This is a genomic window from Amycolatopsis sp. CFH S0740, from assembly GCF_004522315.1.
Lineage (GTDB): Bacteria > Actinomycetota > Actinomycetes > Mycobacteriales > Pseudonocardiaceae > Amycolatopsis > Amycolatopsis nivea.
The window spans coordinates 23,900-47,632 of sequence record NZ_SDLS01000032.1 but is presented as its reverse complement, the minus strand read 5'-3'; the positions used below and the strand labels follow the sequence as shown (position 1 = coordinate 47,632).

Genomic DNA, 23,733 nt, shown 5'->3' with positions numbered 1-23,733 from the left:
CCTATGCCCATCGCCCTGTCCGAGGAACACCGCGACCTGGCCGCGTCTGCCGCCGGATGGGCCGCCCGGCACGCGCCGATCGCCGAGACGCGCGCCGAACCCGGGCGGCCGGACCTCTGGAAAGCCCTGACCGGACAAGGCTGGCACTCGCTGCACCTGCCGGAATCCGTCGGCGGCCAAGGCGGCGGGCTGCTCGAACTCGCCGTGGTCGCCGAGCAGTTCGGCCGGCACCTGGTGCCCGGGCCGTTCCTGCCGACTGTCATGGCCAGCGCCGTCCTCGCTGCTGCCGAACGGACGGAAGCGCTGGCCGCGTTCGCCGCTGGTGCGACCGGGGCTGTCGTACTAGAAGGCCTCACTGCGACCAGCACCGCCGACGGTTGGCAGGTCAACGGCACGAGTTGTCCGGCGCTCGGGCTCGCGGACGCGGAGCTCGCGGTCGTCCGCGCACAAGAGATCTGGTTCGTGCTGCGACCAGAGCCTGGCCAGCTGATCCCAGCCGAGGCCGTTGATCTGACCAGATCCGCGGCTCGGCTCAAACTGGAGAACTTCCTGGTATCTCAGGACAACGTCGTTGAGATCGACCCGGAACGGGCGGAGCTGGCCCTCGCGGTCCCCGCGGCGGCGGAGGCAGCCGGACTGTGCGGCTGGACCTTGGACTGCGCCGTCGACCACGTCCGAACCCGCGTCCAGTTCGGTCGTCCGATCGGCTCGTTCCAAGCCGTCCAGCATCAAGCGGCGGGCATCCTCCTGCACCGCGAGATCGCGACGGCCGCCGCTTGGGACGCGGCTCGCGCCGAGCAGCATTCCGTTACGCAGCAAGCACTTGCGGCTGCGCAGGCTAGGCACGCCGCGCTCCCGGCTGCAGTGGACGCGTCCGTCAGCTGCGTACGCCTGCTCGGCGCGATCGGCTTCACCTGGGAACACGACGCGCACCTGTACTGGCGACGCGCCGTCGCGCTGTCCGGCTCCCTCGGCCGATCAGCCGCCCGCACTCTCGGCGAACGCGCCCGGACCACGACCCGCGACCTGACCCACGCCAGCCCCGAAGACTGCCTCGAACTGCGCCGCCAGATCGCGTCCGTTCTCGACCAGACCGAGCCGTCCGTCCAGGTGCTCGCCGACGCCGGTCTCGCCGCCCCGCACTACCCGAAACCGTACGGCCTGGACGCCGGACCGCTCGAACAAGCCGTCATCGCCGAGGAGTTCGAGCGCCGCGGCATTCCACAGCCCACCACGGTGATCGGCGAATGGGTGCTGCCGACTCTGCTCGTCCACGGCTCCCCGGAGCAGCGCGAGCGGTTCGTCATGCCGACGCTGCGCGGGGAAATCCGCTGGTGCCAGCTGTTCAGCGAACCCGGCGCGGGTTCCGACCTCGCCTCGCTCACCACCCGGGCGGCCAAAGTGGACGGTGGCTGGCGGATCTCCGGCCAGAAGGTCTGGACGTCGCTGGCCCACGAAGCGCATTGGGGCGTCTGCCTCGCCCGTACCGACCCGGACGCGCCGCGGCACCGGGGGATTTCGTACTTCCTCGTCGATCTGGCCGCGGAAGGCGTCACCGTCCGCCCGATCAGGCAGGCCACCGGACGCGCGGAGTTCAACGAGGTCTTCCTGGACGACGTGTTCGTCCCGGACCGCGACCTGGTCGGCGAACCGGACCGCGGCTGGCGGCTCGCGACGACCACGCTCGCCAACGAGCGGCACAACATGGGCGCGACCCTCGCGCACGGTTCATCCGACCGGATCCGCCAGCTGCTCCGCGACCGTCCGGACGATCCCGACGCGCTGGCCGCGCTCGGCCGGTGCGCGTCGCGGGAACTCACGCTCGCGACGCTCGGCCTCCGCGGTGTGCTGGCCCGGCTCGCCGGAACGGTCCTGGGCGCCGAGGTCAGCGTGCAGAAGGTGTTCAGCGCGCTCGCCCAGCAGGAGGGCTCGCGCGAGGTGATCGCCCTGCTCGGCCCCGGCTCGGCGAGCGCGGAGGGCGGGCACGTCCTCGACCACCTCGGCCTGCCCGCCGTGCTGTTCGGCGGCGGAACCGTGGAAATCCAGCTCAACGTCATCGCCCAACGAGTCCTCGGCTTGCCCCGCTGACCCGATCCTGAGGAGAAACCGCATGCATCCGGAGCTGTCGGAGCGCTCGCGAAGGCTCCGCGCCGAACTGCGCGAGTACTTCGCCCGCATCATCGACGAGGACGACCGCCGCGCGCTGGTCGAGCAGACCGAGGGCGGCCCGGTGTTCGACCGGATCCTGAGCCGGATGGGCGCGGACGGCTGGCTCGGCCTCGGCTGGCCGGAGGAATACGGCGGCCGCGGCGAGGACCCGGAAGCGCTCTTCGTGTTCTACGACGAAGTGTTGCGCGCCGGCGCCCCGCTGTCACTGGTTACGCTCAACACGGTCGCGCCGGCGCTGATGCACCACGGCACCGAGGAACAGAAGAAGTTCTTCCTGCCGCCCATTCTGCGCGGCGAGCTGATGTTCGCCATCGGCTACACCGAACCCGGCGCGGGCACCGACCTCGCGTCGCTGCAGACGCGGGCGAGGATCGACGGCGACCAGCTCGTCATCAACGGCAGCAAAATCTTCACCAGTGCCGGGATCTTCGCCGACTGGATCTGGCTTGCCGTGCGGACCGATCCGGACGCCCCGCCGCACCGGGGCATTTCCGTCGTGCTCGTGCCGACCGACACGCCGGGATTCTCTGCCACCGAGATCCATACGGTAGGCGGGATCAGCACGTCGGCGACGTACTATGAGGACGTCCGAATTCCACTGTCCAATGTGGTCGGCGAGCTGAACAACGGCTGGCGGCTCATCACCAGCCAGCTCAACCACGAACGCGTCGCCCTCGCCGCGCGCGGCGGCATCGCGAACCAGATGTACGACGCGGTCCTCAAGTGGGCGCGGGAGGAACCGTTCGGCCCGGGCACGGTGTACGACCTGCCGTGGGTCCGGCACACCCTCGCCGAGGTGTATGCGCTGCTCAGCGCCACGGATCTGATCAACCTGCGCTTGGTCGCGGACGTCGCCGCGGGCACCCTCGGCGGCGGGGATTCCGCTGCCGCCAAGGTGTTCGGCACCGAAGCGGTGGTGACCGCGTACAGCAGGCTTCAGGAAGTGCTCGGCGCTCGCGGCCTGCTGCGGCCCGATTCGCCCGGCGCGGCGGTGAACGGACGCGTCGAGACGCTCGCCCGCCGTGCGCAGAACAACACCTTCGGCGGCGGCACGAACGAGGTGCTGCGCGAGATCGTCGCCGCGAAAACCCTCGGCATGACGCTGTCCGCGCGCCGCCGTCCGGAAAAGGCCAGGAGCTGACATGGATTTCGACCTCAACGACGACCTGGGCGCGGTCCGCGAGCTGGCCGCGAAGATCTTCGCCGACCGCGCGACCGTCGAGCGGGTGGCGGCCGTCGAAAAGCAGGGCGGGTTCGACGCTGACCTCTGGCGGGTGCTCGCGGGGGCGGACCTCCTCGGGATCTGCCTGTCCGAAAGGGACGGCGGGGCCGGGCTGGGGATGTCCGGATTGGCGGTGCTGCTCGAGGAAGTGGGGCGGCACGTCGCGCCGGTTCCATTGTGGAATGTCATCGCGGGCGGACTGCTGCCGGTCGCGCAGTTCGGCTCCGACGACCAGCGGAACCGGATCCTGCCGCGCGTGCTGGACGGTTCGACGCTGCTGGTCGGCGCGTTCGACGACACGGTTTCGGTGACCGCAACCCAGCGCGGCGATGCCCTTGAACTCACCGGCGAAGTCATCTCGGTGCCCGCAGGAGCGCAGGCTGATTTGGTGCTGGTGCCAGTCAAGGAAGCCGACCAAGCCCACTTAGTACTCGTACCCACAGCCGACCTCAGCGTGACACCTGTCGAAGTCACCAGCCGCGAAAGCCACGCATCAATCGACTTCAACGGAGCAGTGGTCACCCCGCAAGACATCCTGGCTACCGGCCACAACGCTCTGCAATGGACACTCCGGAGGCTCCGCGTCGCACTGGCCGCAGTCAGCGTCGGCGTGTGTGCCGAAGCATTGGCGACCACCGCGAAATACACCTCGGAACGAGTCCAATTCGGACGTCCACTGTCGACAAATCAAGCTGTCGCCGTACGGGCCGCGGACGCCTACCTAGACACCGAGGCGATCCGCGTTTGCACGCAACGCGCCGCCTGGCTGCTTGACGAGGGCGGCGAGGAGGAAGCGGAGATCACCGCGGTGGTAGCCAAATGGTGGGCCTCGCGCGGCGGACTGCGGGTCGTGCACGCGACCCAGCACCTGCACGGCGGCATCGGCGCGGACGTCGACTATCCGATCCACCGCTACTTCCTCTGGGGCCGTCAAGTCGCCTTCACCCTCGGCACCGCAGACGCACTCGCCGCCGAACTCGGGGACCGGTTGCCGGCCGCGCCCCCGATCGGCGCCCCGGCCTAGGAGGATCCCGTGCCCATCGACGTCGACAAAGCGCTCAACGCCCCGCCGCGCATCCAGCAGATCGCCTGGACCGCCCGCGACGTGCTGCTGTACCACCTTTCCCTCGGCTCCGGCACCGACCTCCGGTACAGCTACGAACGGGACCTGGAGGTCCTCCCGACCTTCGCACTCGTTGCCGGACAAGGAATTTCCGCCGGAGACCGTCCCGCAGAAGGGCTGACGCTGCCCGGCGTGGACGTCGAGCTGACCCGGCTGCTGCACGCCGGACAGGTCGTCACGCTCCACCGGGACCAGCTGCCCGCGTCCGGCTCGGCGGAACGAACCACGCGGATCGCGGAGGTCCAGGACAAGGGCAAGGCCGCGGTCATCGTGCTCGCCCACGAGGTCGCGGACGCCGACGGTCCACTGTGGACCTCGAAGATGTCCGTCTGGGCACGCGGCGAGGGTGGTTTCGGCGGCGACCCAGGCACCGCAGCCGGACCGAAGGCGCCGGAAGGCGACCCGACGCACGTGCTCGACGTCGCCACCACGCCGGACCAGGCGCTGCTGTACCGGTTGAACGGGGACCGCAATCCGCTCCACGCAGACCCGGAGGTCGCGGCGAAAGCAGGCTTCGCCGCGCCGATCCTGCACGGGCTCGCGTCCTACGGCCTGGTCGCCAAAGCCGTCGTGGACCATTTCCTCGACGGCCAACCCGCACGCCTCCGTGAGCTGGGCGCCCGCTTCGCCGGGCCGGTAATCCCCGGCGAGAAGTTAAGGATTTCCATGTGGCAGCAGGAAAATGAGCTGAGCTTGAAAGTGACCTGCGGCGACGCGGCGGTCTTCACCGACGCCTGGGCCCGCACGACTCCAGGAGGTGCCTGATGGGTACGCCGGTCATTGTGGACGCGATCCGCACCCCGTTCGGCAAGCGGCGCGGTGCGCTGTCCGGCATCCACGCGGTCGAACTGCTCGGCCACGTGCAGCGCGGGATCCTCGACCGCGCCGGCCTCGACCCGGCGCTGGTCACCGATGTCGTCGCGGGATGCGTCACGCAGGCGGGGGAGCAGTCGAACAACGTCGGCCGGTTCGCCTGGCTGCACACCGAGCTCCCGGAGGAGACCGCGACGACCACCATCGACGCGCAATGCGGGTCCGCGCAGCAGGCCGTGCACCTGATCGCCGCGCAGATCGCGGCCGGGCTGGTGGACGCCGGGATGGCGTGCGGGGTCGAGTCGATGAGCCGGGTGCCGCTGCTGAGCAACCTCGGCGACGCGGGCCGTCCGCGCCCGGAGTCCTGGAAGGTCGACCTGCCCGCGCAGTACGAGGCGGCCGACCGGATCGCCGCGCGGCGCGGGCTCACTCGCGCGGACCTGGACGCGTTCGGCCTCCGCTCGCAGCAACGCGCCCGCCGTGCCTGGGACGAGGGCCGGTTCGGCCGTTCGATCCTGCCGGTCCCGCTCGACGGCGGCCTGTTCGACCGCGACCAAGGCCTGCGCGACACCAGCACCGAAGCCCTCGCCGGACTCGCTCCGATCAAGGAAGAAGGCCTGCACACCGCGGGTACCGCGTCGCAGATTTCCGACGGCGCGTCGGCCGCGCTGCTGGTCAACGCCGATCAGACCTTCGGCCTGCGCCCGCGCGCGAGGCTGGTCACGCAGGCCATCGTCGGCGCGGAACCGAAGTACCTGCTGGACGGGCCGATCCGCGCGGCCGAGCGCGTCCTCGGCCGGGCCGGGATGACCGTCGCCGACATCGATTTGTTCGAGGTCAACGAGGCGTTCGCGTCGGTGCCGCTGTCGTTCGCCCGCACGCTCGGCGTCGACGAGGACCGGCTCAACGTCAACGGCGGCGCCATCGCGATCGGCCATCCGGTCGGCGCGACCGGGATCCGGCTGCTCGCGGAGATCGTCGACGAACTGGAGCGCCGCGACCAGACGCTCGGCCTGGTGGCGATCTGCGCCGGCGGCGCACAGGCGACCGCGGCGATCGTGGAACGGCTCTGAGATGTATCCGCTGAGCGGGTTCGAGGGCAAAGTCGCGGTGGTGACCGGGGCGGGCCGGATGCGGTCGATCGGCCGGGCGATCGCGGTCGAGCTGGCGAAGGCCGGGTGCGCGGTCGCGGTGACCGGCAGCGGTCGCCCGCGCGAGCAGTTCCCGCCGGAAGAACAGGCCGCGGGCTGGCGAGACATCGAGTCCGTGGCCGACGAGATCCGCGAGTCCGGCGGCCGGGCCTTGCCGGTGGTGAGCGACGTCGCCGACCCGGCGCAGATCGACCGGCTGCTGGCGACCGTTCTCGACGCGTTCGGCCGCGTGGACATCGTCGTCAACAACGCCGCGGCCGCGCGCGGACCGGATCGGCTGCCGGTGCTGGACCTCGACGTCGAGACCTGGGACCGGGTCATCGCGGTCAACCTGCGCGGACCGTTCCTGATGACGCGCGCGTTCGGGCGGCGGATGGTCGACCAGGGCGACGGCGGGGTGTTCGTGAACATCTCCTCGATCGGCGGGAAGCTGTCCGGAGCGGGATCGGCGGCCTATTCCGCGTCGAAAGCCGCGCTGCAGTCGCTGACTTCCTCGACGGCGAAAGAGCTGGGCCAGCACGGGATCCGGGTGAACGCGCTGTGCCCCGGCGTGGTCGGCACGAGCCGCTTGGACGACGTGGATCCGGCTTCGTGGGCCGAGTACGTTCGCGCGCAGGTGCCGTTGCGGCGGGTGGGCGAGCCGCTCGACATCGCGGCGGCCGCGGTGTTCCTGGCCAGCGCGGAGGCGGGCTGGGTGACCGGGCAGTGCTGGAACGTCGACGGCGGGCAGCTGACGATCCGATGATCACTACGGGAGGCGACCGATGACCGATCGGGACGACATCATCGCGCGGCTGACCGCGCCGGGCGCGGAGTTCGAGATCCGGCCGGAGCCGGTCGCGGGCCGTCCGGCGAGGGTGTTCGCGCGGCGGCACCGGTGCCTGACCGAACTGCTGGAGGCCTCGCGCGAGTTCGGAGATCGCGAGTATCTGGTCACTGTGGACAGTCGGCTCACCTTCGCTCAGCACTACGACCAGGTCGCGGCGCTCGCCTCGGTGCTGCGGACCGAATACGGGGTCGGTCGCGGCGACCGGGTCGCGTTGTGCGCGGCGAACTGTCCGGAATGGATAGTCGGATTCTGGGCGGCGGTGTCGCTCGGCGCGATCGCGGTCGGAATGAACTCGATGTGGGCCGCGCCGGAGGTCGCGCACGGCCTCGACCTGACCACGCCGAAGGCCGTGCTGACCGACGCGTCCCGGAAGCCGCTGATCGCGGATCGGTACCCGGTGCTGGAATTCGGCAGCCCGGAATACCGGGAACTCCTCGGACAGCACGAAAGCGCGCAGCTGAAACTGGAGCTGGTCGACGAGGACGACCCCGCCGTCATCCTTTTCACGAGCGGCACTTCCGGCCGTCCGAAGGGCGCGACGCACTCGCACCGCAACATGCTCGCCGCGGTCTGGTTCCATCTGTTCAACGACGCGTTGGCGGCGGAATTCGGCCGTCCGGCGCGGGATCGCCGATTCCTGCTGGCCACGCCGTTGTTCCACATCGCCGCCCTGCACAACCTCGCCGTCGTGCGGCTCGCGGTGGGCGACACCGCCGTGCTGTACCAGGGGAAATTCGACATCCACCGGGTGCTGGAGCTCGTGCAGGCCGAACGGATCACCAACTGGGGCGCGGTCCCGACGATGCTGTCCCGGCTGGTCGAAACCGATCTCTCCGGGTACGACCTCAGCACGCTCAAGACGGTCTCGGTCAGCAGCGCGCCGTCGACCGCCGAGCTGAAAGACCAGCTCCGGGGCGCCTTGCCGGGCGCGGCCGCCTCGCTGAGCACGAACTACGGCCTGACCGAATCGTCCACCGCGGCCACCCTCGCGACCCCCGCCGAACTCCTCGCCGACCCGGACACCGCGGGCAGGCCGGTGCCGAACATGGAAGTGCAGATCCGCGACCCCGAAGGCCGCCCGGTCCCGGACGGTGTCGACGGCGAGATCCACCTCCGCGGCCCGCAGGTGATGCTCGGCTACTTCAACGACCCGGCCGCGACCGCCGCCGCGTTCACCGCCGACGGCTGGTTCCGGACCGGCGACCTCGGCCAGTTGCGCGACGGTGCGCTGTTCGTGCTGAGCAGGCGCAGCGACCTGATCCTGCGCGGGGCGGAGAACATCTACCCGGCGGAAGTGGAGGAACAGCTCGCCGGGCATCCGGGGGTCGCGGAGTGCATCGTGGCCGGGCTGCCGGATCCGGATTACGGGCAGATCGTCGCGGCGAAGGTGGTGCTGCGCGCGGAGCCCGAAGTGGACGCCGACGAGCTGCGCGGCTATCTCGCCGACCGGCTGGCCCGGTACAAAGTCCCGACGGCCTGGTTCCTGACCCGGGACCCGCTGCCGCGCAACGCGACGGGAAAGGTGGTGCGGCGGCTGGTGCGGTGGGAGTGATCCTCGCGGCCGAGCTGCCTCGCGAGTTGTTGCGGGGATTGCTCGCCGCGCTGCTGCCGGGGGATCGCTCGCCGAGTCGCCACGGGAGTTGCCTGGCGAACCTGCCGCGGGGGATTGCTCGCCGGGCTGTCGTGGGGATCGCTCGCCGAGTCGCCACGGGAGTTGCCTGGCGAACCTGCCGCGGGGGATTGCTCGCCGGGCTGTCGTGGGGATCGCTCGCCGAGTCGCCACGGGAGTTGCCTGGCGANGGGGATCGCTCGCCGAGTCGCCACGGGAGTTGCCTGGCGAACCTGCCGCGGGGGATTGCTCGCCGGGCTGTCGTGGGGATCGCTCGCCGAGTCGCCACGGGAGTTGCCTGCCGAGCAGCCGCGGGGGACTGCTCGCCGCGCTGCTGCCGGAAGACTGCTCGCCGAGCCGCCACGGGAGCTGCCTGCCGAGCCGCCCGGCCAGACGGCTTCGTTGAGTCTTTCCCCGCAGCGGAGGGCATTGCCTGCGGGTGCGGGGATTCCTCGCGGGTCGGCCGGGTGCTCCGCCTGCCGCGCAGGTGTCGCCACATCGCGCCCGCCAAGGCCGCCCGCCAAGGCCGCCCGCCCGGGGAGAATCACCAGAAGACCGCACCGGACCGCAGTCAGGCCTAGCGAGTGCCCGGCAAGAACCGCGATCACCGGAGCCGTCCGCCCACCGGGACTTTCCCTTGCCCGCCCGTCCGCGCGCTCTTACCGTCCTGCCAAACGCTTGCTCAAGGAGGGGTGATGACCGGTCTCCGGACGGACTTCGCCGAGTTCACCGGCCAGCAGGCCGAGCCGCCGCGGGTGGCGCGGTACGCGGTGAACGAGGCGATGATCCGCAACTGGGTCGAGGCGCTCGACGACCGCAATCCGGTGTACGTCGACGACGCCGCGGCGAAGGCGGCCGGCCGGTCCGGCGTCGTCGCGCCGCCCGCGATGTGCTCGACCTGGATCATGGCCGGGTACCGGCGCTACCGCGAGCTCCAGGAGCTGCGCCGCGAGGGCGCGGTGGAGGACTTCGCGTACTCGCGGCTGATGAACGTGCTCGACGCGGCCGGCTACACCTCGGTGGTGGCCACCGACGTCGAGCAGGAGTACGTCCGCGAGATCACCCCGGGCACGCACGTGACCTGCCATTTCACCATCGAGGCCGTCTCGGAGTGCAAACGCACCGCGCTCGGCTACGGGCATTTCGTCACGCTGCGCAAGCACTACGTGGACGAAGCGGGCGAGCTGCTGGTCGACGAACGCTTCCGGATCCTGCGGTTCCGCCCGGCCGAACGGAGCGAGTGATGGGGGAGCACACCGCGGTCCCGCGGCTCACGATCACCCAGGACAACCAGTTCTTCTTCGCCGCCGCCCGCGAAGGACGCCTGGAAATCCAGCGCTGCACCGACTGCCGGACCCTCCGGCATCCGCCCGGCCCGGCGTGTCCGGTGTGCCGGAGTTTCGCGTGGGACACGGTCGTCGCCAGCGGCCGCGCGATATTGCACAGCTGGACAGTGCTATATCACCCGAAGGATCCCGCGTTCGACTACCCGCTCGCGGTCGGGCTCGCCGATCTGGAGGAGGGCGTCCGGCTGGTCGCGGACATCGCCGGGGTCGACCACGACCGGCTCGAGGTCGGTCTGCCGCTCCAGGTCGGTTTCAGCGAGCACGCGCACGGCGAAATCCTCCCGCAGCTGCGGCCGCGCGACCCGAAGGAGCACACCCGATGACCCTGGCTCTCGGGGACCGCCTGCCGGAGCTGGCGATTCCCTTCGACCGCACCACGATCGTCGCCACCGCGATCGCGTCCCAGGATTTCGAGGACGTGCACCACGACCCGGGCAAAGCGCGGGAACGCGGAATGCCGGACATCTTCATCAGCATCAACGCCACCAACGGGTTCATCGACCGCTATGTCACCGACGTCTGCGGCCCGGCGACCCGGATTCGCAAGGTGTCGTTGCGGCTCGGGCTGCCGTTGTTTCCCGGGGACACGCTCACTTTCACCGGCGAGGTCATCGAAGCGACTCAGGACGCAGTGACGATCAAAGTCACCGGAAGTCACGAACGCGGCGTGCATGTGTCGGCCCGAGTGACGGTGGCGGCATGAGCGGGTTCGCGCGGCAGGCCGCGATCGCCGGGATCGGCGCGACTGAATTCAGCAAGAATTCCGGACGCAGCGAATGGCAGCTCGCTTGCGAATGCGTTCTCGCCGCCCTTGCTGACGCGCAAATTCCCGTCGAAGAAGTCGACGGATTCGCGTTGTTCACCATGGAAACCAACCCGGAGATCGCGGTCGCGCGGGCACTAGGTATTCCGCAGCTCAAGTTCTTCAGCCGCATTCCGCACGGTGGCGGCGGGGCATGCGCGCCGGTGCAGCAGGCCGCCCTTGCGGTCAGCTCTGGGGTCGCGGATGTCGTTGTGGTGTACCGGGCATTCAACGAACGTTCGGGCCACCGGTTCGGTGCCGGGCCGCCGCCGTTCGCCTACACCGCGAACACTGATCAGGAATATCGGAACTGGATCAATCCGTACGGCCTGCTCACGCCCGCGCAGCAGGAAGCATTTCTGGCGCGGCGGTACATGCACAAATACGGGGCTACGAGCGAGGACTTCGGCCGAGTTTCGGTTCTTTCCCGCAAACACGCGGCGGTGAATCCGAAGGCTTGGTTCCACGAACGGCCGATCACGCTCGAAGACCACCAGTCGTCGCGGATGATCGCCGATCCGTTGCGGCTGCTCGATTGCTGCCAGGAAAGCGACGGCGGGCAGGCGCTGGTGATCGTGAGCGCGGAACGGGCGCGCGACCTTCCGCATCCGCCCGCGGTGATCGCCGGGGCGGCGCAAGGCGTTGGTCCGCAACAGATTTCGATGAGCAGCTACTACCGCGAGGACATCGACGAAATGCCCGAGGTGCAGCTGGTCGCCGAGCAATTGTGGGCTCAAGCGGGCTTGGGGCCGGACGGCATCGACGCCGCGATCCTCTACGACGCCTTCACCCCGATGGTCTTGCTGCAACTGGAAGAATACGGATTCTGCGGTCGCGGCGAAGCGAAGGACTTCATCGCCAGCGGTGCGCTCGAACTCGACGGACGGCTGCCGGTCAACACGCACGGCGGCCAGCTGGGGGAGGGCTACATCCACGGGGTCAACGGAATCGCCGAGGGTGTCCGGCTGATTCGCGGCAGTTCGGTGAACCAGCCGGCGAAGTCGCTGGAGCACGTACTCGTCACCGGCGGTTCTCCGGTGCCGCACTCCGCGATCGTGCTCGCGGCGGACCGCTGATGGAGACCTTCGCGGAAGTCGTCCGGTCCCGGCACGGGGACTCGCACGAGGGGCTGCGGTTCGAGGGCCGGAGCTGGACGTGGGCTGAAGTGGTCGGCGAGGCCGCGGTCCGGGCGTCGCTGCTGCGCACCTTCGAGCCGGGTCCCGGCCGGACGCAGCGGCACGTCGGGGTGCTGCTGCAGAACCTGCCGGACTTCGTGTTCTGGATCCTCGCCGCCGCGGTGACCGGGGACGTCCTGGTCGGCGTCAACTCCACCCGGCGCGGCGCGGAGCTGGCGGCGGACATCAGCCACACGGACGTCGACGTCCTGCTCACCGAACCGCTCTGCCGCGACGAGGTGGCGAGCCTTAAGCTGCCGACCGTCCGCCGGATCCTCGACGTGGAATCGCCGGAGTACCAGGATCTGCTCGCCGCGCACGCGGGCGCGGACCTGCCCGCGTGGCTCCCGGACCCGGCGGCGATCTTCCTCCTGCTGTTCAGCTCCGGCTCGACCGGCACGCCCAAAGCGGTGATCTGCAGCAACGGCCGCCTCGGCCGGTTGACCGACGCGCTGGCCGAACGCGTCTCGCTGCACCGCGATTCGGTCACCTACCTGTGCCTGCCGATGTTCCACGGCCACGCGATCATGATGAACCTCGCTGCCGCGGCGAAGGTCGGCGCGACGATCGTGCTGGTGCGGAAGTTCTCCGCGTCGCAGTTCATTCCGGACCTGCGCGCGCACGGCGTGACCTACTTCAACTACGTCGGCCGGGTGCTGAGCTACGTCGTCGCCCAGCCGGAGCAGCCGACCGACGCCGACAACCGGTTGGAGGTCGCCTTCGGTTCCGAAGCCGCGCCGGGCGAATCCGCCGAATTCCGCCGTCGGTTCGGCTGTGAAGTGCGGGAAGGATACGGGTCCAGCGAGGGCGGAATCCGCATCGTGCCGGACCCGGACGCGCCGCCGAACGCGCTGGGCCGTCCCGCGCCCGGAATGCGCGCGGAAATCCGCGACGAGGACAACCGGGAATGCCCGCTCGCGGAATTCGACGAGAACGGGCTGCTGCTGAACGGCGAGGAAGCGACCGGCGAGATCGTCGCGGTGGGCCGGGGGAAAACGTTCGAGGGCTACTACCGCAACCCGGCCGCGATGGCCGAACGGCTGAAATTCGGCGGCGAGGACTTCTGGACCGGCGACCTCGGCTACCGCGACCGCGACGGCTACCTGTACTTCGCGGGCCGGGCGGCGGACTGGCTCCGCGTAGACGGCGAGAACTTCGGCACGGTCCCGGTTGAGCGCATTTTGGGCCGCTACCCGGCGTTCGCGGCGGCGCACTGCTACGGCGTGCCCGATCCGCGGACCGGGGACCTGCTCATGGCGTCGGTGATCCTCGCTGCGGATGCCGCATTCGATCCGGTCGATTTCGATGGATTCCTTGCCGCGCAACCGGATCTGGGGACGAAATGGCGGCCTACGTTCGTCCGGATCATCGACGATGCTCCGGTGACGGGCAGCGGCAAGGTGGACAAGGCGCCGTTGCGTGCGCTGGGTTGGGAGGGCGGCGAGGTGTGGTTCGCGCCGACCCGGACTAGCCCGTATCGGCTGCTCAGCGAGGAGGATCGACGGGCGTTGCGGGCGGAGTTTGTGGCGCATGGCCGGGAGAACTCGCTGCCCGTGGCGTCGCGGGGCTGATCACTGCGGCGGGAGCCCCCGCGAAATCCGCGCGAACACGTCGCGCAGCGTCGCCGGGACCGTCTTTTCCAGGCTTTCGTCCAGGAACCGGTTCAGGACCGTGGTCATCGCCGCGATCGCGACGTCGGACACAAGCTGCGGGTACAGGTCGCCGACCCGGGTGCCGGTGCGTTCGGCGATTGCCTTGACCAGGTCGCCGGTGTGCACGCGGGCCAGCGCGGTGCGCATCTCCGGCGTCGCGCTCCACGCTTGCACCGCGCTGAGCTGCTCGGATGCCGGCTGCCCGTACGGCACCCCGTCGGCGCGCAGCGGTTCGATGAGCGATTCGGCGAGCGCGGTCCACAGCGGCTCGTCCGCCGGGCGGCGGCGCAGCAGTTCCGCGCTGAGCCGGATCCGGTGTTCCTGCCGGTAGGCGACCGCGTCGTATTTCGTGGCGAAGTAGTTGCTGAACGTCCGGAGCGACACCCCGGCCCGCTCGGCGATGTCCTCGCGGACGACGTTGTCTGGACCTCTCTCGTACATCAGCGCCACGGCGGCGTCGCTCAGCGCTTTGCGCGTGTCGAGCTTCTTGCGTTCTCGCAAGCCGAGCGGTCGTTGGTCAGCCATGCCGCCCACGGTATCCAATTGTCCGCGCCATTCGCTCGGCCCGCCGGTTTCGTTACTGATCCGACCAAAAGTAGGCCGACCCCCGAAGCGGCACGCAACCGTTGCGGCGAAGTCATTCGGCCGTGGCTGTGGTCGGGTCAGTAACCATCGGCACAGTATGGACGAGCGCCGCGCAGGAACTGTTCGACGGCGGTGTCCACGAGCCCGTCGAGCAATTCCGGCGGAACGAGGTCGCCGTTGCCGAGCGTCGCGATTCCTTGCAGCGTCGCGAACAGCACGACGCCGATCCGCTGCGGCGGCCCTTCCTGCAACGCGCCCTGCTGCTGGCCTTCGACGATCAGGTCGTTCATCAGCGCGAACGGCGCTTCGGCGGCCTGCACGATCCGCGACGCGCCGGGGCGGTGTTTGCTGGTGTACATCAGTTCCAGCAGCGCCGAGTTCTCGGTGGCGAAGCGGGTGTACGCGGTTGCCGCGGCGCGTACGCGGCCCGGGAAGTCTTCGGCGGTCTTCAATGCCGTGCGCAACGCGCTGTCCAGGCGCGCGAAACCGGCTTCGGCGAGCGCGTCGAGCAATGCCTGCCGATCCGGGAAGTGCCGGCGCGGCGCGGCGTGACTGACGCCGATCTCCCTGGCCAGGTCGCGCAGCGACAGCTGATCGGCCCCGTGCGCGCGCAACCCGCGTTCGGCCGCGTCGAGCAAGGCGGTGCGGAGGCTGCCGTGGTGGTAGGGGCGGTCTTCGGACTGGTCGGGCACCCGGTCAGTCTAGCAGTATGTTTCCGTTGACAACATTGTTGCCGGTGCCTACTTTGGGGGCATGGACCTTCTTCCGGAAAACCAGACCGGCCGCACCGCCGTGATCACCGGTGCGAACAGCGGATTGGGGCGGGCGACCGCGGCGGCGCTGGCCGCCAAGGGCATGCGGATCGTGCTCGCGGTGCGGAATCCGCGCAGCGGCCGCGAGGCCGCCGACCAGCTGCCCGGCGACGCCGAAGTCCGTCAACTCGACCTCGCCGATCTGGCTTCGGTCCGCGCGTTCGCGGCGGAGTTCACCGAGCCGATCGACCTGCTGATCAACAACGCCGGCATCATGATCCCGCCGCTGTCGCGCACCGCGGACGGTTTCGAATCCCAGTTCGGGACCAATCATCTCGGCCATTTCGCGCTCACGAACCTGTTGCTGCGGCAGATCCGCGGCCGGGTGGTGACGGTTTCGTCGAACGGCCACCGCGTGGGCTCGATCGATTTCACCGACCTCAACTGGGAGCGCAAGCCGTACCGGGCGACGGCGGCCTACGGGCAGTCGAAACTCGCGAACCTGCTGTTCACCGCCGAACTCCAGCGCCGGTTGACCGAAGCCGGTTCGCCGGTGCTCGCGACCGCCGCGCATCCGGGAGTGGCGGCGACGAATCTGCTGAAAGTCGAGACGCCGGTGCTCTCCTCCATCGCGAAATTCGGCACCCGCGTGGCCGCGCAAACCCCCGAACAAGGCGCCCGGCCGACGCTTTACGCCGCGCTCGCCGACATTCCCGGGAACAGCTACGCGGGCCCGCGCGGTTTCCTGCAGAACCGCGGCGCGCCGAAACTCGTTGGCCGGTCGGCGAAAGCACGCGATCTCGAGACCGCCCGTCGCTTGTGGACTGTCTCCGAGGAGCTGACCGGAGTGCGTTTTCCGCTGACCGTGTCGGCCTGACGCGTTATTCCGCGCCCGTTTCGGCGAGGAACGCGATCAGTTCCTTGGCCAGCCGTTCCGGTTGGTCTTCCGGGACTAGCGTGCCGCTGTCCGGGATTTCGACGAGGCGGCCGTCCGGGAACAATTCGGCGAGCCGCTGTCCGTGCTCGGCCGGCATCATCCGGTCCTTGCCCGCCCACACGACCAGGACCGGCCGGTCGAACGACCGCAGCCGCTCGGTCCATTCGAGCAGCACTCGCCGCGGCGGGCTCCCGGTGGCGAATTTGACCATGTCCCGGCGAATTTCCTTGTCCCGCAACGCCGGCGCGAACCAGCCCTCGAGAACGTCGTCGGGGATCCGGCTTTCGCACATCCCGCCGTACGCGGCTTTGGCGTGGCGGTAGAACGACGTCCGGGTGGCCTGGGCGTGCAGCCACGGTCCGCCGGGAAGCCGGAGCAGCTTCACGGCCGGTCGCGCGGGCTTGGGCGGGAAGTTGTCGAACGCCTCGCACGCGACGAGCGCGAGCCGTCCGACCCGGGCGACGTGCGCGGCCGGAGCCAGCCCGTCGGCGACGAGGAATTGGCCGCCGCCCCAGTCGTTGAGCACGATTGTCGCGTCGTGGAGGTCGAGTGCGGCGAGGAATTCGCCGAGCAGCCGCGCGATCCCGAACTGGGTCAGGTCCGCGTCGGGCCGCATCGGGGCGAGGTGCGCGCCGAGCGGCAGCGTGGGCAGGACGCAGCGGCAGCCCTCCAGCAGCGGGACGACCTTGCGCCATTGCGTGCCGGACATCGGGAAGCCGTGCCCGAACACCAGAACCGGCCCGGTGCCGCCGGTGTCGGTGTAGTCGATCGGCCCGGCGGACAGCTCCACGCGCGGCATCGGACCTCCCTCGGGTCTCCCGACTAGAGCGATCTCTCTAGTCGCGACCCTAGGCCGGTCCGGGCCGGACGGTCAAGCCGGATCACTTGCCGCTGAACACGACACGGTTCCCGTCCGGGTCGGCGAGCGGCAGAATGCGCGCACCGCCACCGGGTTGCGGCCCCTCGTGTGCGATACCGGCCTTTGTGGCCTGGGCGGCGACCGCGTCGAGGTCCGTGTCCTCGAAGACGACCGTCGACCGCCCGGCGCGGTCGGGTTCGGACCACACCTGCAGCCCGAAGGCGTCGTCGAGGTGCCATTCCAGCAGGCCAGGCATCGGCCGCGCGTCGGGACCGCGGTCGAACAACGCGGTGTACCACTTCTCGGCGCGCGCGAGCTCGGAGACGGTGCACTGGGCGAGTACTCGGCGGATCATGGCTTCCCTTTCGGAGTGACTGTGTTTTGCAAGCGCTTCGAGGAGACCACGAGTGCTGGCGAAGTGCAAGCACTTGCCTCGGGTGCGCGGCCTGGCGGCTCCGAAATATCTGCCGCACGCAGGGAACCCGCGTTCGCGCCCGGCCGTCGCAGTTCGCATGCCGAGGCTAAGGAATTCCGTTGTCATCGCCGGCGCCCTCGTCACCGGGGCGGTGCTTTCCGCCTGTTCGGACCCCGCGCCGACTCCCGCGCCGGTGCCTCCCGCGCCTCAACCGGACCCGGCCGCGGCGCAGCAGAAGATTCCCGACGCGTTCGACGCGGCCAAGGGCTGGTCGGCGGTCGGCGCCGACGGCGGCAAACTCACCGATCCAATCCTTGCCGCGCGAGCTGGGGCGGTGTTGTTCGCGGAAGCGTCGAACGACGGCAAGACCGTGCGGGTCGTCGCGAAGGACGAGAAGACCGGCGCGGACCGCTGGACGAGCGCGCCGGTCGAGCTGCCCGAGGAGGAGACCAACTACCACGACGTCTCCACGCGATTGTTCGAAACGGCCAAGGACGGCAAGGACTACGCGGTTCTGGCCAGCACCGGCCTGGAGGGCGGTGACGCGGTCAACAAGGCGAAGAAGGTCACGCATCTCGACGTGTTCGACATCGGCGCGACCCCGGACGGCGGGAAAGCGGCGCGGCGGATCGTCGTCCCGGCCTCGGCGAGCCGGTTCGCTGTGCAGGACGGGGGAACGGCGCTGGTCGAGGTGGACCGGGCGACCGCGGTCGCGGACGTGTCCACCGGCCAGGTCGCCACCTACGAGCAGCAAAGCCCGGCGCTGAAGGCGCCGAAACCCTGCGAGCACGACATCGGCGACTGCAACCTGAACCTCACCGTCCCCGGCGCGACCGCGAAAGGGCCGCTGGTGCAGGGATTCCGGGCGTTCTGGACATCGGGCGGCTGGTTCAGCGGCGACGTGGTCCCGCCCGGGGCGAAGGCGAACGTCGGCAGCGCGGATGTGCGCACCTACGGCACTCCGGACGGGCAGCACGTCCTCGCGGCATGGCCGGTCGAGGACGACGCGACCGTGCGGATGTGGGCGGTCCACGACGCGGCGACCGGACAGGTGCTGGCCTCGGTCCGCTGTGCACAGTCCACAGTGGACGACCGGGGCAGCAGGCAGCCGCAGCCGTTCCTGGACCCGGGCGGCCGGTATCTCGTCGCCGGGCTGGTCGTCTTCGATCTGCAGGCGAAGAAGGGTTCCTGCTTCGCCGAAACCGAAACGCGGAAGGCTGTCAAGGTGGAATCCGTCGGGCCGGACGGAATCGCCTACGGCACCAGCGAAGCCCCGGTGCGGATCGACCTGTCCACCGGAGAAGCGAAACCGCTGGCCGAGGAGACCTCGCTGCCCGCGGCGATCGACCGGAACGTCGCGGTGGTCGACAAGGAATCCGAAGGCGTGTACGTGTATCCGCGGCGGTAAACGCACCCGTCGACCCTCAAGCCGGGCATTTGTCCTGCTCAGTGGTCTGTGATGAGTAAAGGCTCACCGCTGCCGAGGAGTTGCCGGAGCAGGCCGTGTCCAATGTGGACCTGGCTGAACGCGGTGGAACTGCTCGTGCGCAAGATGATCGCCAGGCCGGAGCCGCTCGGCCTTCCCATATTCGAGGACGAGTTGACGGCCATGCTGACCTGCTGCGCGACCGGCGGGCTCCGAGCGGAGCAGCGGACTGCGCCGCCCGGTCGGCTGAGCCCGAGCAGGCCGGTTGTCAAGTGGCGGACATCACTGCGGGCCTCGTGATCGATCCGGCGACCGCGCCCCGCGGCCGGACCCGGACCGGAGCCGCGAGGCGGTTCAACCGGGTAGTCGGCGGTTTCCGGCTCGCCGCCGCGACCTCGGGAACGGCCCGGTCGGCCCGGCTGCCCGCGCTATGACCGTGATCTCGTCGGACTTGCCGTGGAAAAAGGGGCTTCGGTTGGCTGCCGGAGGCCGGGCGGCATGGGAGTATCCAGCGCATCTGTACCTGAAGCGGGCGAAGTCGGACCAGGTGGCGACCCAAAACGCCGTCAGGCCCGGCCGGCGGATCTTCCGCGAACGAGCGGGAAGGAGACGGCATGCTGATCGGGGTGCTCAAGGAGGCCCAACCGGGGGAGACGCGCGTCGCGGCTACTCCGGAAACGGTGGGCAAGCTGCGCGGGCTGGGTTACGAGGTGGCGGTGGAGCCGGGCGCGGGGTTGGCGTCGGGGTTCTTCGACCAGGCGTATGCGGACGCTGGTGCGACGGTGGGGTCGGTCGCGGAGGCGGACGTCGTGTTCGGAGTGAACGCGCCGTCGTCCGGGCAGTTGGACGCGGTGAAGCAGGGCTCGACGGTGGTCAGCTTGCTGGCTCCGGCTCTGAAGCCGGAGCTGGTGGAGGATCTCGCGAAGCGGCCGATCACGGCGTTGGCGATGGATGCGGTGCCGCGGATCAGCCGGGCGCAGTCGCTGGATGTGCTGTCGTCGATGGCGAATATCGCGGGGTATCGGGCGGTGGTGGAGGCGGCGCACACGTTCGGGCGGTTCTTCACCGGCCAGGTGACCGCCGCGGGCAAGGTCAACCCGGCGAAGGTCCTCGTCGTCGGGGCGGGTGTGGCGGGTTTGGCGGCGATCGGCGCTGCGGGGTCGCTGGGTGCGATCGTGCGGGCGACGGACCCGCGCCCGGAGGTCGCGGATCAGGTGAAGAGCCTGGGCGGGGAGTATCTGTCCATCGAGGACCCGAACGCGGAGGTGTCCGCGACCGGGTACGCGAAGGAGATGGGCGACGACTACAAGGCGCGCGAGAAGGAGCTGTACGCGGCGCAGTGCAAGGACGTCGACATCATCGTGACGACGGCGTTGATCCCGGGCCGTCCGGCGCCGCGGATCATCACCGGTGAGATGGTGGCGTCGATGAAGCCGGGTTCGGTGATCGTGGACATGGCGGCGGCGAACGGCGGCAACGTCGAAGGCTCCGTCGCCGGGGAAAGCGTCGTGACCGACAACGGCGTGACGATCCTGGGCTACACGGATCTCGCGGGCCGTCTTCCGGCGCAGGCGTCGCAGCTTTACGGCACCAACCTGGTGAACCTGATGAAGCTGATGACCCCGGAGAAAGACGGCCAACTGGTCGTGGACTTCGACGATGTGGTGGTCCGGTCGATCACCGTCGTGAAAAACGGCGAGCTGACCTGGCCGCCGCCTCCGGTGCAGGTCTCGGCAGCGCCGCAGAAACCCGCAGCGCCGGTGAAGAAGGAGGAGCCGGAGAAGGCCCCGATGTCCTCGGGGCGTCGCTTGGGCGTGGTGTTGGGGATCGCGGCGGTGGTGCTGGTGCTGGCGGCGTTGGCTCCGGCGGCTCTGTTGCCGCATTTGACGGTGTTCGCGCTGGCGATCGTGATCGGGTACTACGTGATCGGGCATGTGCACCACGCGTTGCACACGCCGTTGATGTCGGTGACGAACGCGATTTCCGGGATCATCGTCGTGGGCGCTCTGCTGAATCTGGTCAGCGGAAACACGGTGGTCGTCGTGCTGGCGGCGGTGGCGACATTGCTGGCGACGATCAACATTTTCGGCGGGTTCGCGGTGACCCGCCGGATGCTCGCGATGTTCTCCCGCAGCTGACCCGGAAGGCGTTCTGTTCTGATGACTGTGCACACTGCGAGCCAGGCCGCCTACATCGTGGCCGGGCTGTTGTTCATTCTCGCCCTCGCCGGGCTGTCCCGGCACGAAACCGCCCGGGTGGGGAACTATTTCGGGATCGCCGGGATGGTCGTCGCGCTGATCGCGACCATCGCCCAGGCCGTCACCGGCGACATCACCGGGACGTCGGTCGCGTTGATGATCGTCGCGATGGTCATCGGGGCGGGGATCGGGCTGCGGCGGGCGGCGGTGGTCGAGATGACCGGGATGCCCGAGCTGATCGCCCTGCTGCATTCCTTCGTCGGTCTCGCCGCGGTCCTGGTCGGCTGGAACGGCTATCTGCAGGTCGAGTGCGACCCGACCGGCGGCGAGTCCCGCCACCTGGAAGCCCTGGGGACGTTGGGGATCCATCATGCCGAGGTGTTCATCGGGGTGTTCATCGGCGCGGTGACGTTCACCGGGTCGATCGTGGCGAACCTGAAACTGTCGGCGAAGATGAAGTCCGCGCCGTTGATGCTGCCCGGGAAGAATTTCCTGAACCTCGGCGCACTTGTCCTTTTCGTGGCGTTCACCGCCTGGTTCGTCGCGAGCCCCCACCTGTGGCTGCTGATCGTCGTCACCGTCCTCGCACTGGCATTGGGCTGGCATCTGGTGGCGTCGATCGGCGGCGGGGACATGCCCGTGGTCGTCTCGATGCTGAACAGCTACAGCGGCTGGGCGGCTGCGGCGTCGGGGTTCCTGCTGGAGAACGACCTGCTGATCATCACCGGCGCCCTCGTCGGTTCGTCGGGTGCGTACCTGTCCTACATCATGTGCAAGGCGATGAACCGATCGTTCATCTCGGTCATCGCGGGCGGTTTCGGGATCGAGGCGGGGCCGAGCGGGGACAAGGATTACGGCGAGCACCGGGAAATCACCGCCGAAGGCGCGGCCGAACTGCTCACCGGGGCGTCGCGGGTGATCATCACCCCCGGCTACGGGATGGCGGTCGCCCAAGCCCAGTACGGAGTGGCGGAACTGACCCGGAAACTGCGCGACAAGGGCATCGAGGTCCGCTTCGGCATCCACCCCGTCGCCGGACGCCTGCCCGGCCACATGAACGTGCTCCTCGCCGAGGCGAAGGTGCCGTATGACATCGTGCTGGAGCTGGACGAGATCAACGACGACTTCGCCGACACCGACGTCGTCCTCGTCATCGGCGCCAACGACACCGTCAACCCCGCGGCGGCCGAGGACCCCGGCAGTCCGATCGCGGGCATGCCCGTCCTCACCGTGTGGGAAGCGGAGAACGTGATCGTGTTCAAACGCTCCATGGCCTCCGGGTACGCGGGCGTGCAGAACCCGCTGTTCTTCCGCGACAACTCCGCGATGCTCTTCGGCGACGCCAAAGACCGCGTCAACGACATCCTCTCCGCGCTGTGAACCAGGAGAAACGCATGAAAGCCGTACACATCAAGGATCTCGAAGGCCCGTCGACCGTTTCGGTTGTCGAAGCCGACGTACCGTCGCGTGCTGACGATCAGGTGCTGATCGACGTGCACGCGGCCGGGGTGTCGTTCCCGGATCTGCTGCAGACGCGCGGGCTGTACCAGGTGAAGCCGGAGTTGCCGTTCATCCCGGGCGCGGAGGTCGCCGGGGTCGTGGCGGAGGCTCCGGAAGGCGCGGCGGTCAAGGCCGGGGACCGGGTCGCGGCGCTGCCGTTCCTGGGCGGGTTCGCCGAGCGGGTTGCGTGCGGGGCGGACGCGGTGTTCCCGATCCCGGACGATCTGGGCTTCGACCAGGCGGCGGCGATCCCGTTCAACTATCTGACCGCGCATTTCGCGCTGTGCCGGCGGGGCCGGATGGCGGCCGGGGAGACCGTGTTGGTGCACGGCGCTGCGGGCGGGGTCGGGACGGCGGTCATCCAGGTCGCGAAGGCGTTCGGTGCGGGCAAGGTGCTCGGCGTGGTGTCGACGCCGGAGAAGGGCGAGACGGCGGTCGCGGCCGGGGCGGACGAGTACGTGCTGGCGGACGGTTTCAAGGACGCGGTGAAAGCGGCGACCGGCGGGCGCGGGGTCGATGTGATCGCGGACGTCGTCGGCGGCGACCGGTTCACCGATTCGCTGCGCTGCCTCGCCGCGGACGGGCGGATGCTGGTCATCGGGTTCACCGGCGGGTCCATCCCCGAAGTGAAGGTGAACCGGTTGCTGCTCAACAACTTGGACGTCGTGGGCGTCGGCTGGGGCGCGTACGCGCTGCCGCGGCCGGGGTACCTGCAGGGGCAGTGGGCGGAGCTGCTGCCGAAGCTGGCCGAGGGCGCGATCGTGCCGCCGCTGGGCGGGAGCTACCCGCTGGCGGACGTCCAGCAGGCGTTGGAGGCCATCGAAAACCGGAAGGCGCTGGGGAAGCTCATCCTGGCCGTCCGTCCATAGCGGACTGACGCGGGGCGAGGTCTTGGGTGCCGACGGCAGCCAGCAGTTCCAGGTCGTCGCGGCCGGGTGGCGCGGTGAACCAGAGGAGGCGCTGGCTGCCGTCCTCGGCCGAAGGTGTCGCCTGGCCTGGGACGCGGGGTGTGCGTGCCGTGAGGGGAACCCTGAGGGAATCTGATTCCCTCAGGGTGGCCCTCACGGACCTCAAGACGCGGGCAGGCATTGACGCTGAGTCGGTCATGACTCCGGAGGCGATTTTGAGGTCGAGCGGGTTCGCCGCCGCTGCCACGACATCGACGACGAC

The 23,733-nt window shown here is 69.5% G+C and carries 22 protein-coding genes; 18 read left to right on the top strand and 4 right to left on the bottom strand.

All coding sequences use genetic code 11. The features are described 5' to 3' along the window. Positions 1 to 3: 3 nt before the first annotated feature. The 12 genes from EIZ45_RS37360 to EIZ45_RS37305 all read left to right on the top strand — a co-directional run bounded on the left by EIZ45_RS37360 (position 4) and on the right by EIZ45_RS37305 (position 13,810). Positions 4 to 2,088: an acyl-CoA dehydrogenase family protein gene (locus EIZ45_RS37360; RefSeq protein WP_134667777.1), complete on the top strand. Its 2,085-nt coding sequence runs from the start codon at positions 4 to 6 to the stop codon at positions 2,086 to 2,088. A gap of 22 nt (positions 2,089 to 2,110) precedes the next feature. After that, entirely contained in the window at positions 2,111 to 3,310 is a 1,200-nt protein-coding gene (locus EIZ45_RS37355) for an acyl-CoA dehydrogenase family protein (protein ID WP_134667778.1), read from the top strand. A gap of 1 nt (position 3,311) precedes the next feature. Further along, positions 3,312 to 4,415 carry an acyl-CoA dehydrogenase family protein gene (locus tag EIZ45_RS37350; protein ID WP_134667779.1) on the top strand — a complete coding sequence of 368 codons (1,104 nt, stop codon included), beginning with the start codon at positions 3,312 to 3,314 and terminating at the stop codon, positions 4,413 to 4,415. A gap of 9 nt (positions 4,416 to 4,424) precedes the next feature. After that, positions 4,425 to 5,279, top strand: coding sequence for a MaoC family dehydratase (locus EIZ45_RS37345; RefSeq protein WP_134667780.1), 855 nt, complete (start codon positions 4,425 to 4,427; stop codon positions 5,277 to 5,279). Beyond that, positions 5,279 to 6,400, top strand: a complete 1,122-nt coding sequence (locus EIZ45_RS37340; protein WP_134667781.1) for a steroid 3-ketoacyl-CoA thiolase — start codon at positions 5,279 to 5,281, stop codon at positions 6,398 to 6,400. The genes EIZ45_RS37345 and EIZ45_RS37340 overlap by 1 nt, the downstream gene beginning before the upstream one ends. 1 nt (position 6,401) lies before the next feature. Next, positions 6,402 to 7,223 carry an SDR family NAD(P)-dependent oxidoreductase gene (locus EIZ45_RS37335; RefSeq protein ID WP_134667782.1) on the top strand — a complete coding sequence of 274 codons (822 nt, stop codon included), beginning with the start codon at positions 6,402 to 6,404 and terminating at the stop codon, positions 7,221 to 7,223. Between the two features lie 19 nt (positions 7,224 to 7,242). After that, positions 7,243 to 8,859 (top strand): class I adenylate-forming enzyme family protein, encoded by a 1,617-nt coding sequence (locus tag EIZ45_RS37330; protein ID WP_134667783.1) that lies wholly within the window; start codon positions 7,243 to 7,245, stop codon positions 8,857 to 8,859. Positions 8,860 to 9,611: 752 nt separating this feature from the next. After that, positions 9,612 to 10,160: a MaoC family dehydratase N-terminal domain-containing protein gene (locus EIZ45_RS37325; RefSeq protein WP_134667784.1), complete on the top strand. Its 549-nt coding sequence runs from the start codon at positions 9,612 to 9,614 to the stop codon at positions 10,158 to 10,160. After that, positions 10,160 to 10,585, top strand: a complete 426-nt coding sequence (locus EIZ45_RS37320) for a Zn-ribbon domain-containing OB-fold protein (RefSeq protein WP_134667785.1) — start codon at positions 10,160 to 10,162, stop codon at positions 10,583 to 10,585. The genes EIZ45_RS37325 and EIZ45_RS37320 overlap by 1 nt, the downstream gene beginning before the upstream one ends. Continuing rightward, positions 10,582 to 10,965, top strand: a complete 384-nt coding sequence (locus EIZ45_RS37315) for a MaoC/PaaZ C-terminal domain-containing protein (RefSeq protein WP_134667786.1) — start codon at positions 10,582 to 10,584, stop codon at positions 10,963 to 10,965. The genes EIZ45_RS37320 and EIZ45_RS37315 overlap by 4 nt, the downstream gene beginning before the upstream one ends. After that, the gene (locus EIZ45_RS37310; protein ID WP_134667787.1) at positions 10,962 to 12,140 is read left to right on the top strand and encodes a lipid-transfer protein; all 1,179 of its coding nucleotides are present in this window, start codon (positions 10,962 to 10,964) and stop codon (positions 12,138 to 12,140) included. Before EIZ45_RS37315 ends, EIZ45_RS37310 begins: the two co-directional genes overlap by 4 nt. Then, positions 12,140 to 13,810 carry an AMP-binding protein gene (locus EIZ45_RS37305; protein ID WP_134667788.1) on the top strand — a complete coding sequence of 557 codons (1,671 nt, stop codon included), beginning with the start codon at positions 12,140 to 12,142 and terminating at the stop codon, positions 13,808 to 13,810. The genes EIZ45_RS37310 and EIZ45_RS37305 overlap by 1 nt, the downstream gene beginning before the upstream one ends. Here the strand turns inward: EIZ45_RS37305 and EIZ45_RS37300 are convergent, their stop codons facing one another. Next, positions 13,811 to 14,416 carry a TetR/AcrR family transcriptional regulator gene (locus EIZ45_RS37300; protein ID WP_167756673.1) on the bottom strand — a complete coding sequence of 202 codons (606 nt, stop codon included), beginning with the start codon at positions 14,414 to 14,416 and terminating at the stop codon, positions 13,811 to 13,813. A 137-nt stretch (positions 14,417 to 14,553) separates the two neighbouring features. Next, on the bottom strand, positions 14,554 to 15,168 hold the full coding sequence (locus EIZ45_RS37295) for a TetR/AcrR family transcriptional regulator (protein WP_037812193.1): 615 nt from the start codon (positions 15,166 to 15,168) through the stop codon (positions 14,554 to 14,556). A gap of 61 nt (positions 15,169 to 15,229) precedes the next feature. Here EIZ45_RS37295 and EIZ45_RS37290 point away from each other — a divergent pair, with 61 nt between their 5' ends. Then, positions 15,230 to 16,105, top strand: a complete 876-nt coding sequence (locus EIZ45_RS37290; RefSeq protein WP_134667790.1) for an oxidoreductase — start codon at positions 15,230 to 15,232, stop codon at positions 16,103 to 16,105. Between the two features lie 4 nt (positions 16,106 to 16,109). On the opposite strand, the gene EIZ45_RS37285 is transcribed toward EIZ45_RS37290, so the two are convergent. Further along, positions 16,110 to 16,964 carry an alpha/beta fold hydrolase gene (locus EIZ45_RS37285; RefSeq protein ID WP_134667791.1) on the bottom strand — a complete coding sequence of 285 codons (855 nt, stop codon included), beginning with the start codon at positions 16,962 to 16,964 and terminating at the stop codon, positions 16,110 to 16,112. 82 nt (positions 16,965 to 17,046) lie between these two features. Beyond that, the gene (locus tag EIZ45_RS37280) at positions 17,047 to 17,379 is read right to left on the bottom strand and encodes a VOC family protein (protein ID WP_043828699.1); all 333 of its coding nucleotides are present in this window, start codon (positions 17,377 to 17,379) and stop codon (positions 17,047 to 17,049) included. 157 nt (positions 17,380 to 17,536) lie between these two features. Between EIZ45_RS37280 and EIZ45_RS37275 the strand changes: the two genes are divergently transcribed. The 5 genes from EIZ45_RS37275 to EIZ45_RS37260 all read left to right on the top strand — a co-directional run bounded on the left by EIZ45_RS37275 (position 17,537) and on the right by EIZ45_RS37260 (position 23,432). Further along, positions 17,537 to 18,847, top strand: a complete 1,311-nt coding sequence (locus EIZ45_RS37275) for a hypothetical protein (RefSeq protein WP_134667792.1) — start codon at positions 17,537 to 17,539, stop codon at positions 18,845 to 18,847. A 290-nt stretch (positions 18,848 to 19,137) separates the two neighbouring features. Next, the gene (locus EIZ45_RS46315; protein ID WP_167756672.1) at positions 19,138 to 19,299 is read left to right on the top strand and encodes a hypothetical protein; all 162 of its coding nucleotides are present in this window, start codon (positions 19,138 to 19,140) and stop codon (positions 19,297 to 19,299) included. Positions 19,300 to 19,479: 180 nt separating this feature from the next. Next, on the top strand, positions 19,480 to 21,003 hold the full coding sequence (locus tag EIZ45_RS37270; protein WP_134667793.1) for a Re/Si-specific NAD(P)(+) transhydrogenase subunit alpha: 1,524 nt from the start codon (positions 19,480 to 19,482) through the stop codon (positions 21,001 to 21,003). A gap of 21 nt (positions 21,004 to 21,024) precedes the next feature. Then, complete coding sequence (gene pntB, locus EIZ45_RS37265; RefSeq protein WP_200864214.1) at positions 21,025 to 22,443, top strand: Re/Si-specific NAD(P)(+) transhydrogenase subunit beta; 1,419 nt, start codon at positions 21,025 to 21,027, stop codon at positions 22,441 to 22,443. Positions 22,444 to 22,457: 14 nt separating this feature from the next. Beyond that, positions 22,458 to 23,432 carry an NADPH:quinone oxidoreductase family protein gene (locus tag EIZ45_RS37260; protein ID WP_043828706.1) on the top strand — a complete coding sequence of 325 codons (975 nt, stop codon included), beginning with the start codon at positions 22,458 to 22,460 and terminating at the stop codon, positions 23,430 to 23,432. Positions 23,433 to 23,733: the final 301 nt, after the last annotated feature.